At 62.2% G+C, this 11,504-nt stretch carries 12 protein-coding genes; all 12 read left to right on the top strand.

Annotated features, from left to right (window positions below; translation table 11 throughout):
• Positions 1–1,364: 1,364 nt before the first annotated feature.
• The 12 genes from FMF02_RS11105 (at position 1,365) to FMF02_RS11050 (ending at position 11,438) form a co-directional block, all read left to right on the top strand.
• Positions 1,365–1,784, top strand: coding sequence for a type IV pilin protein (locus FMF02_RS11105; protein ID WP_141413197.1), 420 nt, complete (start codon positions 1,365–1,367; stop codon positions 1,782–1,784).
• Positions 1,785–1,892: 108 nt separating this feature from the next.
• Positions 1,893–2,357, top strand: coding sequence for a prepilin peptidase (locus FMF02_RS11100; RefSeq protein WP_141413196.1), 465 nt, complete (start codon positions 1,893–1,895; stop codon positions 2,355–2,357).
• A complete protein-coding gene (locus FMF02_RS11095) occupies positions 2,348–3,775 on the top strand; it encodes a GspE/PulE family protein (protein ID WP_141413195.1) in 1,428 nt (475 codons plus the stop codon). Before FMF02_RS11100 ends, FMF02_RS11095 begins: the two co-directional genes overlap by 10 nt.
• A 96-nt stretch (positions 3,776–3,871) precedes the next feature.
• On the top strand, positions 3,872–5,743 hold the full coding sequence (locus tag FMF02_RS11090) for a type II secretion system protein GspD (protein ID WP_141413194.1): 1,872 nt from the start codon (positions 3,872–3,874) through the stop codon (positions 5,741–5,743).
• A 266-nt stretch (positions 5,744–6,009) separates the two neighbouring features.
• Positions 6,010–6,945: a PilN family protein gene (locus FMF02_RS11085; protein WP_141413193.1), complete on the top strand. Its 936-nt coding sequence runs from the start codon at positions 6,010–6,012 to the stop codon at positions 6,943–6,945.
• Complete coding sequence (locus FMF02_RS11080; RefSeq protein ID WP_141413192.1) at positions 6,942–7,451, top strand: hypothetical protein; 510 nt, start codon at positions 6,942–6,944, stop codon at positions 7,449–7,451. Before FMF02_RS11085 ends, FMF02_RS11080 begins: the two co-directional genes overlap by 4 nt.
• Complete coding sequence (locus tag FMF02_RS11075; RefSeq protein ID WP_141413191.1) at positions 7,448–7,864, top strand: hypothetical protein; 417 nt, start codon at positions 7,448–7,450, stop codon at positions 7,862–7,864. Before FMF02_RS11080 ends, FMF02_RS11075 begins: the two co-directional genes overlap by 4 nt.
• Positions 7,861–8,328 carry a hypothetical protein gene (locus FMF02_RS11070; RefSeq protein WP_141413190.1) on the top strand — a complete coding sequence of 156 codons (468 nt, stop codon included), beginning with the start codon at positions 7,861–7,863 and terminating at the stop codon, positions 8,326–8,328. The genes FMF02_RS11075 and FMF02_RS11070 overlap by 4 nt, the downstream gene beginning before the upstream one ends.
• On the top strand, positions 8,329–9,549 hold the full coding sequence (locus tag FMF02_RS11065; protein WP_141413189.1) for a hypothetical protein: 1,221 nt from the start codon (positions 8,329–8,331) through the stop codon (positions 9,547–9,549). It begins immediately after the preceding gene.
• Positions 9,537–9,908, top strand: a complete 372-nt coding sequence (locus FMF02_RS11060; RefSeq protein WP_141413188.1) for a hypothetical protein — start codon at positions 9,537–9,539, stop codon at positions 9,906–9,908. Before FMF02_RS11065 ends, FMF02_RS11060 begins: the two co-directional genes overlap by 13 nt.
• A complete protein-coding gene (locus FMF02_RS11055) occupies positions 9,896–10,405 on the top strand; it encodes a hypothetical protein (RefSeq protein WP_141413187.1) in 510 nt (169 codons plus the stop codon). The genes FMF02_RS11060 and FMF02_RS11055 overlap by 13 nt, the downstream gene beginning before the upstream one ends.
• On the top strand, positions 10,386–11,438 hold the full coding sequence (locus tag FMF02_RS11050) for a type II secretion system F family protein (RefSeq protein ID WP_141413186.1): 1,053 nt from the start codon (positions 10,386–10,388) through the stop codon (positions 11,436–11,438). The genes FMF02_RS11055 and FMF02_RS11050 overlap by 20 nt, the downstream gene beginning before the upstream one ends.
• The last annotated feature ends 66 nt before the right edge of the window (positions 11,439–11,504 follow it).

Below are 11,504 nucleotides of genomic sequence, written 5' to 3'. Positions count from 1 at the left end.
AATATAATCTTATCAACGGAATTTCATTCCAGAAGTAAAATCGCAATCTATTGATAATAAGTACAATAGGAGCTAAACAATAAGTAAAGCGTATAAGTGCTTAATGTATAATACAATAAATAAAAATCGATCGAAATAGCTCTTCGATCGATTTTCATAAGAATAATGAGATGTCACAATAGCGACTTATGCAAATGATTGTATAAGGCAGGAAAAAATAAAAATTCCAGCTAATAATTTGCCGGATTGTACAATAATTTCTATCTTTGAAATAGACGATAATTATTATCGGGTTTTCTCTGTCTGCTCACAACTCAAAGACCAATTTCATTATAGCGGTAGACAGCGAGAGAATCGTGTTATGCACGGCTCTTCGCTTGCTGCTATATGGTTTGGTCACCGGAGTTGGGGCAAACAAAGAGTCCGTGCATACTTTTTCGAGACGACAAATTGTATGCACTATGATTTTCATATTGTGTGCCATAATTATGTTGCAGGCAGGTATTCTTTACCGTTTATGGCAGCAACGACGGCAAGCCGAACTCTTGGCACGAAACAGATTGCGTTATATCGAGGAGTGGCTGGATTTGTTGTACTTATATAACAATGATCCTGTTTCATTTCATACACGTTGCAAGGAGCTTGCATCTGTTAAGCGGCTTTCGAATTATCATATCGTAAATGATTCGTTACGTTTGTCCGACTGTCGAAGACATCGCCGGAGCAACTTGACACCGGCAGAAAAGGAATTTCTATGTCTGATGGAAGCGGGATTCTCGAATCGGGCATTATGTGTTATTTTCCGGGTCGGAAAGGTCGGGTCGATCTACGTGAAACATCACCGGATAAAAGCAAAGATCGTAAATGTGACTAAATCTGTCGGCGGAGACTGAGGTATATGTCAGATTTTATCATTTTCGAATAAGACATATCGGGGTTATCCGGTGTCAACAACCGATAAATCTTCATGCATCATATTCTATTTTACTTTACTGATCCTTCGTCGCGTTTTTTCGGTTTGTTATAGGAATCGATCCTCAGAATTATAACGTGTATGGCACCTATGCTGGCAATCGGTTTTAAGAATTTCTTTGCCGTAACGCATCAATAATCCCATACTTTCATTATGTCTTGGACCTCTATGTCGAAGTCCTTTTTCATGGCAGCTATTCCTCGAACAGTCATCAGGTTTTCCCGAATTATGTACAGGGCAGAACAAGGTAAAAACAAGTGAAAGGCGTATGTATAGATTATTTTTCATCAACATATTAATATTCAGGTGTTTATGCATTAAAATGTAAGGTATATTCTTCGAAAAATCAATCAAAAGCCACCTTATCTTTGTTTGCAAACGAACACCGTCTATGCAAACATTGTCTTTTTATCCGTGTCGTCGTCTCCGCGGCTTTTCGCTGCCCGAACTGTTGGTCGTGCTGGTCATCATCGGTATTCTGGTGCTGATCGCGCTGCCGAATCTGATGCCGTTGATCTCGCGAGCCAAGGCCACCGAAGCTCAGCAGCAGCTTACCTACCTGCATACGTTGCAGCGGTCGAATTTCTACACGTATTCGCGCTATTCGTCATCGTTGGACGAGCTGGGCTTCGAGCAGTCACGGCTGGTGACCGACGGCGGTCAGGCCAACTACCTCGTCGAGATCGTCGAGGCGACGGAGCACGGATTCCGCGCCACGGCGACTGCCGTCGTGGATTTCGACGGCGACGGAGTTTATAATGTCTGGGAGATCGACCAGGATAAAAATCTGCGCGAGACGGTCAAGGATTGACCGGCCGCCGCGGGGCAAGGTATCTGCCTGCACCCGCTTTCATACGCAGCTATCCCGTATTGCCGATCTCGAAAAACCGAATCCCGAATACCCTCTAACAGCCCTCCGATGTTCCCTGCTCCCTATCCCTACCTTTTGCTGCTCGTGCCTGCCGCTGTACTGGCCCGCGACGATTTCCGCACGCGACGGGTGGACGCGTCGTGGCTGGCGGTGCTGGGGACGGTCTCTGTCGGGGTGAGCTGGCACACGCTCGGTTGGCGGACGATGTTGCTGCAAACGGCAGGCAATGCCGCGCTGCTCCTTTTATCGGGAACGGCTCTCTTCGGCTACCTCCGCCTGCGGCGGCTGTCTGTGCGGCACGCATTCGGTGCCGGCGACGTTCTCTTCCTGCTTGCCGTCGCACCCCTGTTCGCACCGACGGAGTTTCTGCGGTTTCTGATCGCCGCCTGCGTCGTCGCCCTCCTCTGGTGGGTCTGCTGCGGCCGTCGTCGTCGCACGATCCCCTTCGTCGGCGCAGCCGGCATTGTGCTCATCGGCTGGGCCGCCCTTCAATTCCTCCGCTTATGGCTGTAACCCCGACACATATCCCCACGGAGATCCTCCGCCTGCTCACGGCGCAGGAGGCCGCCGAGTACCGCCTCGTGCCGTTCGCACGCGAGGCGGGCAGGATACGCTGCTACGGCGAGACGGGACATGACTACACGGCCGCTGCCGAGGAGTTGGAGGTACTCTACGGCTGGCAGGTCGAAGTCGTGCCGATCGCCGCCGATGACCTGCAACGGCTTTTGCTGCAACATTACCGCCCCGGAGCACAGACGGCAAGCGCCGCCGCGGGCCGCACGGCCGAGATCGGACAGGGGCGGCAGTTCCTCTTCGCGCTGGTGGGCGAGGCGCTGCGCGACAACGCCAGCGACATCCATCTCGAACCCTACGAACAGCGCTGCCGCATCCGTATGCGCATCGACGGCAAGCTCGCCGAGCGTTACGTCGTCGAGCGGGCACAGTACATGCCGCTTGTAAACCAGATCAAGATCCTCGCCTCGCTCGACATCTCCGAAAAACGGCTGCCGCAGGACGGGCGCATCGGCTACGACCGCGACGGCGAGAAGTTCGACGTGCGCGTCTCGACGCTGCCGACGATCTACGGCGAGAAGATCGTGCTGCGCCTGCTGACCCGCCGCGTCGAGCTGCTGGAACTGCGCAACCTCGGCTTCTCCGCAAGGCAGTACGAGGACTACTGCCGCGCCATCGCGCGGCCCTTCGGCATGGTGCTGATCTGCGGCCCTACGGGCTCGGGCAAGAGCACGACGCTCTACGCCACGCTGCGGCGGCTGAACGCCCTGACGGACAACATCCTCACGATCGAGGATCCGATCGAGTACACGCTCGAAGGGGTCAATCAAGTGCAGCTCAAGGAGGAGATCGGCCTTACGTTCACCGCCGCACTGCGTACTTTCCTGCGGCAGGACCCCGACATCATCATGCTGGGTGAGATCCGCGACGGGGCGACGGCCGAGATGGCCGTGCGGTCGTCGCTGACGGGACACCTGCTCTTCTCGACGATCCACACCAACACGGCCTGGGGCGCCGTAGCCCGTCTGTCGGATATGGGCGTACACCCGTACCTGGTGGCCGATACGTTGGTAATGACCGTCGCGCAGCGTCTCGCGCGCCTGCTCTGTCCCCACTGCAAACGCCACGCGGAGGCGACCGATGAAGTGCGGCGCCTGCTGCCCGACGTCGCGATCGACCGCTATTGCGAACCCGTGGGTTGCGAACGCTGTTTCTACACGGGCTATGCAGGCCGGCGGGCGGTCTACGAGGTGATCCCGATGGACGACGAGCTGGCGGCTGCCGTACGCTCCGGCCGCACCGACGTCGCACCGCTGCTGGCCGAACGCGGCATACCGTCGCTGCGCGATGCCGTCGTCGACCTCTTCCGACGCGGCGAGACCTCTCTCGACGAAGTGATACCCCTGTTGAACTACTGATCCAAGCCTATGAAACGACGATACACGCTTGCGTTTTTACTTCTTTGCATCCTGCCTGTGCTCTGTCCGGCACAGCGGGCCGAAATACCCGCTGGTGTGAACCCGTCTTCGGATTCGCTCCATCGGACGGTTGCACCGAATCCGCCGTCCGACCCCGACTCTTTGCGTCTGTCGCGTATCGACTCGGAATTGGCGGCACTCGTCGGGCGGGACTCGACGTTCCGGCGGGAGGTTGACGTCACGTCGGGCCGGTTGTCGCTGTCGGAGCTGCTGCGCAATATCGCGCGCGCCAGCGGCGTGAACGTGTCGGTGCGCAGCGTGGAGAACATCCCCGTGTCGTGCAACTTCCGCAGGGCCCGTGTGGACGATCTGATACGCTTTCTCTGCCGCGAGTATCGGTTGGACGTGGCCGCGTCGGGCAACATCCTCTCGATCTTTCCGGCGGCAGCGCCGACGGTTCCGGCGCCCGATCCCGACGTCGCCTACGCGGCCGCCGACACGACGCTCACGTACGACCTGCGCGGCGAACGTCTGATCGACGTGGCGAAGAAGATCGCACGGCTCTCTGCGCGCAACGTCATCGTCCCCGAACCTTTGTACGACTGCAAGGTCTCGGGCTACGTGCGTCGTATGCCTTTCGACGACGCGCTGCGGACGCTCGCCGCGGTCAACGGTCTGCTTGCCGAACGGGATGCGCAGGACGTGTGGACGCTGTGGCGCGAGGAGCCGGCCGCGCAGGGCGGCAAGGCGTCCGCAGGCCCCGCCTATATGCGGCGGCGGCAGTTCACGCCCAACGAACTGCGTGTGGACTCGCTGGGGCGCATCACGGCCCGCATCGCGCGGGGCAACGTGCAGGACGTGATTCTCGACCTGTGCGACGAGTTGGAGCTGAACTACTACTTCCAGTCGCCGGTGAACCTCACGGCGGGCGTCTGGGTGGACGGGACGGATTTCGAGACGCTGCTCTCGGTGCTGCTCAAAGGTTCGCCGTACAGCTATTACACCGAACGGGGCATCTGGATCTTCGGAGCGGCCGCGTCGGACGGTCTCTCGTCGGCGACGGTCCTTCCGCTCGTCTACCGCTCCGTGTCGAAGGTCGAGGAGATCATCCCCGAGGCGCTGAAACAGAACGTCGCGGTGAAGACCTTCCCCGATCTGAACGCCCTGATCCTGTCAGGCGACCGGCGCGACGTGGCGCGTGTGGAGACCTTCCTGCGCTCGGTGGACAAACCCGTTCCGATGGTGACGATGGAGATCCTGATCGCCGACGTCACGAAGAGCAGGATCCACGAGATCGGTCTGGGGGCCGGCGTGGGCGACAAAGCGGTGAAGACCTCCGGAACGCTTTCGCCGGGCGTGGAGATGACTTTCGGAGCGAATGCGGTGAACGATCTGCTCGGACGCATCCGGGGCACGGTGAATCTGGGGCGCGTGACGCCGAACTTCTACCTGAGCCTGCAAGCCTTGGAGGAGGACGGGGTGGTGCGTCTGCTCTCCACGCCGAAGCTCTCGACCCTGAACGGCCACGAGGCGACACTCACCAGCGGCGAGACGCAGTACTACAAGGAGGTGCAGAACAACTACTACGGCACGCAGAACCCCATCTCGTCGGAGTCCTACCAGTGGAAGTCGGTCGATGCGAACCTCTCGATCAAGGTCACGCCCTACATGTCGGAAGATCGGCAGATCACCCTCGAAATCGAGTTCGAGCAGACGGAGTTCACCGACCGAAACGTCGAGGACGCTCCGCCGGGGACGGCCACGCGGAGCTTCAAGTCGATCGTCAAGGTGCAGAACGAGGAGATGGTACTCCTGGGCGGCCTGGACCGCAACACGATGGAGAACTCCTCGCGCGGTGTGCCGTTCCTGGCGCGCGTGCCCGTCATCAAGTGGTTCTTCGGCAAGGAGAAGCGCAACAAGGTCGAACGTACGCTCAATATCTTCATCAAACCCACGGTCGTAGAATGAGATTAAAATCAATACGATCCCATGATCCGCATTGCACCGGAGACGGACGCAAATCGAACGACGGTTCGAACGCCCGGAGCGGGTGTGCGAAACAGCGCAGTCTTTCGTGCCCGCTCAGTAAGAACCGTCGTTCGATTCCGGCGGAGGTGCCTTGCGGACACTTTTGGCTCCACCTTTTCGTGTGAAAAGGTGGAAAGGATGTCGCCGTACTCGATCTTTTCGTCCTTTTTACCGGAACAAAAGGGACATAAAAGAATAAATAAAAAATGAATCTTTTCCCTTATATCCTCGGCCCCGTCTGGGTGTTGGACGTCACGCTGACATCCGACGGCCATACGATCGCGGCATGGTGCTGCAAGATGGGCGGCGAACCGCAGCAGACGGTGTACGACGCGGCGGCGGTGGCCAAAGGGGTCGCCGTGGTCACGGTCTCGGGCCACGGCACGATCGTAAAGCCCGCCGACTCGCAGCTCGCCGCGCGGGTGCGCGACGACAGGGCGACCTTCCTGTGGAGTGAACACGACGGCCGGATCGCCTTCGTGCGGCGCGAGCGGCTGCAAGGAATGCTGACCGAGTTGTCGGAGGCCGGCATCCATCCGCAGCGGATCGAGGTCTCCGCGCCGCCCGATACTGCGGCCGGGGAGCTTCTCGCAGGACTCGGCTGGCGGCAGCTGCTCCGCCCGACGGCCGAGGGTTCGTCGCTGGCGCAGGCCGTCGTGCGGCGGGCGGCACTGCCGGTGCTGGGACTTTTTCTTTGCCTGCTGGCAGCCAATGCCGCCGTCGCCCCGTCGCTGAACACCCGCCGCCAGACTTTGCAAAAGGAGCTCTCGGCGCGCGAACGCACGGCTTCGACCGCAGCCGATGCTACCGACCGGCAGCGGGCCTTGCTGGCAGAGTTCTCCGCACGTCCCGCAGTATCCCGCGCCGTCGTGTGCGACCGCATTGCGGAGGCCGTGCCGGCGCAGGTCGTACTGACGCGGCTTGCTGTCGAACCGCTCACGAAGCGTTTCGAGGCGGGGAAGCCCTTGCAGCGGCAGGAGCGGACGGCTGTCGTCGCGGGCACGGCTCCGGCGGCGGGCGACGTCTCGACCTTCGTCGAGCGCCTCGCGGGGGCGGCGTGCTGCCGCACGGTACGACTGACGAACGTCGAACGGGAACGCGATGCCGAACGGCTCGTGTTCCGCATCGAGATCGGACTATGAACCTACCGTACAGATACCGGGGTCTCAGCCTCGTGGGGCTGCTGGCCCTCCTCCTGCCGTGGGCGGCGTGGCATTTCGCCCTGAGCGATACCTTCGGCGCGTGGCGGGAGTGCGGCCGGCTGGAACGGCGGCTGGATGCGCTCGCCCCGACGACACCGGCGACCGGAGCGACCGTGCCGGCTGCCGTCGAAGCCCCCGAACTGATCCTCTCGGGCGGGCTGCTCGACTCGGTGCGGCGCTTCGCTCCCGCCGGCGTACGCGCGACGGGCTATGTGCCGGTGACGACGCTGCGGCAGGACGGGATCGAAATTCATACGGCGCAGCTGACGCTCACTGGGCCGTTCACCGAGTTGCTGCGCACGGTCGAGACGCTCGAACGGCGTCTGCCCGCCTGCCGCCTGCGGTCGGCCGGGTGGCAGACCGCGACACGGCCCCGTACCCGCCGCACGCAGCTCACACTGACGCTCTACATACAACAACTGACCTTAATAACCGAATCGAAATGAGAAGATACCTGATCTATTTCCCGCTTCTATTCCTGACCGTCTCCTGCGAAATCATCGAGGAGGATATCTCCGGCCGTGCGGTGACGACGATCGCCCCGGCGGACGACGCGGAGGTTCCTGCGGGCGAGACGCTCTTCCGCTGGCGGGCCGTCGACCGTGCGACGGGTTACGAATTGTGCGTCGCTACCGAGGGGCGGATCGTCGCCGACACGCTCCTTGCGGCCGATACGCTGGGCCTTGCACGCAGCTACGGCTGCCGGTTACGGCTCGAAGCGGGCCGTTACGAATGGACGGTCGCGGCCTTCAACTCCGGTTACGAGACCTCCTCTCCGGCGTTGCGGCTCACGGTCGCCGAGGAACCCGTACCCGAGGAGCCGGAGAAGTCGGACAATCCCGAATCCGCCGAACCGTGAAATCGCGCTGGACGACCTGTCTGCTGCTCGCAGCCGTCGTGGCGGTCTGGGGCGTCGTGGCGTGGCGGATCCTCGCGCCGGCACGACCCGCCGCGCCGGATGTCCGACCCGCGACCGACACTCCGGCGGTACCGCAGATCGTCGCCGAGACCTTGCGGCTGGACTATCCCGACCCCTTCCTGAAAGGCGTGGCCGCTCCGACACCTGCCGCACGGTCCGTCGTGCGCCGCCTGCCGCCTGCCGGAAAAGCCGAACCGAAACGCCGCGAGCGGGTGCAGCTCTCGCACCTGGCGACGGTGACGGCCGGCGGGCAGGCGCTCCACATCCTGACGATCGGCGGCAGACAGTACGAACTGAGCCTGCGCGACACGGCTGCGGGATTCCGCCTGACGGGCGCCGACCGCGACTCGCTCTATCTCGAACGCGAAGGGACGGTCTACGGCGTAAAACGCTGCGACGAATAGATGAAACTGCATACGACATACCTCGAAGGGGCCGTGCTGCCGACGGTCGTAGTCGCGGCGCTGGTGATGCTCACGGCGACGCTGGGGCTGCTGGCGCTGTGGGAGCAGGAGACGCTGCTCTTCACGCGCACGCAGCGGCTGCGGCAGGCGCGCGCCGACGTCGAATCGGCCGCCTTGCTCTACCGCCTGCATCCCGACGAACGGGCTCTGACCGCTGCCGGAGGTTATCTGCTCTACGACTCCCTGCCGCAGTCGCGCATCTTCGTGCGCCGCGAGCCGTGGGGCCTCTACGAACTGCTGCACATCACGACGGCCGACTCGCTCGTCGCGAGCAGCCGCATCGTCGGTGCCGAACCCGATCCCGCACGGACGCTCTTCTACGCCGACGACCGCACGGCCGTCACCCTCGCAGGCGACACGCGTCTGCACGGGACGCTCCGCCTGCCGCAGAACGGCCTGACCTACGGCCGTGTGGGAGCGGAGTTTTACCGGGGAGAGGAGGTTCCCCGCACGGCGATCCGCAGCTCGGCAGCGATGCTTCCCGCACCTTCGGCTGCCGTCGCGGCACGGATCGGCGCACTCTTCGCTTTCGCGCAGCAGCTGCCGGCCGCCGGCGATCTGCCCGACAGCCTCGGCATATCGTTCCGCGATCCGACCGTCGCCCTGCGCCTCGGCACGGCCGAGATCGGCGGCTGCACGCTGCGCGGGCGGATCGTGCTCGCAGCCGACGAGCTGCGCATCGACTCCGCCTGCCGGCTGGAAAACGTATTGGTCTGCGCACGCAAGGTCACGGTCGGCAGCGGAGCCCGCATCGCGGCGCAGCTCTTCGCCCGCGACACGGTCGTCGTAGAGCCGTGCGCCGTGCTGGAATATCCGTCGGGCATCTGCGCCGGCCGGTACGCCGAACTGGGCGACCGTGCGACGGCGGACGGCTACGTCATCGTCCGCGACACCGTGCGGCACAAGAAGATGGCCGCCTCCTACCGCCAGTCGCGCACGGCACGCGTGCGGGGGCTTCTTCATGCGGATGGCGCGGCGCAGGTGCAGGGGATCGTCGCGGGGTGTGCGGAGCTCAGACAGGTCGTCTACTTCTCGCCGCAGGGATACTACAAGGATATGCTCTACGACCTTACGCTGCTCGAAAATCCCGCCACGGCGCAACCGCTGTGGTACGGCGGCGCCGAGGCCGTGCGCAGAAAGGAGGCCGTATGCGTCGAGTAAAACGGGCCTCGGGCGGAAGGCTGCGCGCAGCCTCGCTCGTCGAAGCCGTCGTAGCGGCGGTGGTGCTGCTGATCGCTTTCACAGCGGCAATGGAGCTGCTGCCCCGTCTGACGCTGCGCGGGGACGATGCGCTCGCAGTTGCCGAAGCCGAATACCGGGCCATGTGCGCCTTCGACAAATACGGATCAGGCGTATGGCCCGCGGGCACGTACGCCGAGCGGTACGGCGGAGGCGAAGCGACGGTGCGCGTGGAGCCGTATCGGCAATACCGTGACGTGCAACTCATAACGATCGAAGTCCGCATCGACGGCAGCCGCAAACGGATCGTACACAGACAGCTGGTGGAATGCGCCGAGTGAAACATACGCTGCGCGGCTCGACGCTGGCCGAAACGCTGGTCGTGATGCTCGTGACGGGAATCGTCTTCCTGGCCGCCATGGAGGCCCTGACGCTCGTCTCGCGGCTCGTGGCCCGACGCGCGGCCGTGCTCGTCGAGGCGGGACGGCAGCGCGACGGAATCTTCCGCCTCGGGCAGCTGCTCACAACGGCCGACAGCATCCGCAGCGCAGAGGGCGGAGCCGACGCCGGCGAGTGTATGCACCTCTATCGTGCAGGAGGCGAGACGACACTGACGACGCGCGACTCCGCGGCAGTATTCGTCGCGGGGGAGTTCCGCGATACGCTCCTGCGTCGTGTCGGGCACATGCAGCTCCTACGCTGCGATGCGGCGGCCGATACCCTCGAAGTCGACGTCGGGGGCCATATGCTGAAACTCCCCGTGCTGCGGCCCGCACGGGAAAGCTACGGACGAAGAATCGCTGAAATCGAAAAGGATCATGGATACGAAGAGCCATAAACTGACGGACGCCCGACGCGAGATGTTCTACGCCGAGCTGCATGCACTGTTGACGGCCGGTCTCGATTTCTCGGCGGCCTTCCGACTGCTCATCGAGGGCGAGGGCGACCGCCGGACGAAGGCGCTGCTCGAAGAGCTCTACGCCGCCGTCGTGCGCGGAGAGACGCTCGCCGAGGCCATGCGCCGAAGCGGGGCATTCCGCCCCTTGGAGTGCGGCGTGGTGCGCATCGGCGACGAGACGGGACGTCTGGCACGGACACTCGACTTCCTGCGCGACTACTACCGCAAGCGGGCCGCGCAGCGGCGCATGGTCGCCTCGGCCGTGAGCTATCCCGTCGTCATCCTCGCCGTGGCGGCGGCTGTCGTGGCATTCATGCTCTCGGTCGTCGTACCCATGTTCGAGGAGGTATATGCGCGTATGGGAGGAGAGCTGCCCGCGCTCACGAGGGGGATCATCGCACTCTCGAAAGTGTTTCCCGCCTATGCCGCCGTCGCGGTCAGCGCGGGAGGGGGACTTTATCTGCTCTACCGCGCCAACCGACAGCGCGAGGAGGTGCAGCGCTGGCGCGCGGCGATCCTGCTCCGCCTGCCCGTCGCGGGTGAGATCATCCGCAAGAACATGCAGGCGCAGTGCTGCAAACTTCTCGACCTGCTATGCGCCGCGGGCGTGCCCCTGCTCGCCGGCGTCGGAATGCTCCGCGAGGTCATCGGATTCCACCCCTACCGCAAGTCGTTCGACGAGATCGCGCGACGGCTCGAACGGGGCGATGCCTTCGCCGAAACACTGGCCCGATTCCCCGATCTCTACGACCGAAAACTCACGGCGCTCGTCCGCGTCGGAGAGCAGACGAACCGTCTGCCCGAAATGCTCCGCAGGCAGGGTGAAACCCTCACCGAAGAACTCGAATACGCAATCCGCCGCATGGGCGCGATGCTCGAACCCGCACTCATCCTGCTCGTCGGAATTCTCGTCGCCGTGATCCTAATCGCCATGTATATGCCCATGTTCTCCCTCGGCGGGATCATGGGGTAGTAGACACGAATACCAATCCTCTTTATTAACCTGAATCCAATTGCTTATGAAATGAACATTGTAGAG

The sequence above is a fragment of the Alistipes communis genome, from assembly GCF_006542665.1.
Lineage (GTDB): Bacteria > Bacteroidota > Bacteroidia > Bacteroidales > Rikenellaceae > Alistipes > Alistipes communis.
This window is presented reverse-complemented; position numbering and strand designations above follow the sequence as displayed.

What these genes read in the sequence shown, in the direction of transcription:
- FMF02_RS11105 (WP_141413197.1), top strand. Translation starts at nt 1,365, where the DNA reads ATGCAAACATTGTCTTTTTATCCGTGTCGTCGTCTCCGCGGCTTTTCG.
- FMF02_RS11100 (WP_141413196.1), top strand. Translation starts at nt 1,893, where the DNA reads ATGTTCCCTGCTCCCTATCCCTACCTTTTGCTGCTCGTGCCTGCCGCT.
- FMF02_RS11095 (WP_141413195.1), top strand. Translation starts at nt 2,348, where the DNA reads ATGGCTGTAACCCCGACACATATCCCCACGGAGATCCTCCGCCTGCTC.
- FMF02_RS11085 (WP_141413193.1), top strand. Translation starts at nt 6,010, where the DNA reads ATGAATCTTTTCCCTTATATCCTCGGCCCCGTCTGGGTGTTGGACGTC.
- FMF02_RS11080 (WP_141413192.1), top strand. Translation starts at nt 6,942, where the DNA reads ATGAACCTACCGTACAGATACCGGGGTCTCAGCCTCGTGGGGCTGCTG.
- FMF02_RS11075 (WP_141413191.1), top strand. Translation starts at nt 7,448, where the DNA reads ATGAGAAGATACCTGATCTATTTCCCGCTTCTATTCCTGACCGTCTCC.
- FMF02_RS11065 (WP_141413189.1), top strand. Translation starts at nt 8,329, where the DNA reads ATGAAACTGCATACGACATACCTCGAAGGGGCCGTGCTGCCGACGGTC.
- FMF02_RS11060 (WP_141413188.1), top strand. Translation starts at nt 9,537, where the DNA reads ATGCGTCGAGTAAAACGGGCCTCGGGCGGAAGGCTGCGCGCAGCCTCG.
- FMF02_RS11055 (WP_141413187.1), top strand. Translation starts at nt 9,896, where the DNA reads ATGCGCCGAGTGAAACATACGCTGCGCGGCTCGACGCTGGCCGAAACG.
- FMF02_RS11050 (WP_141413186.1), top strand. Translation starts at nt 10,386, where the DNA reads ATGGATACGAAGAGCCATAAACTGACGGACGCCCGACGCGAGATGTTC.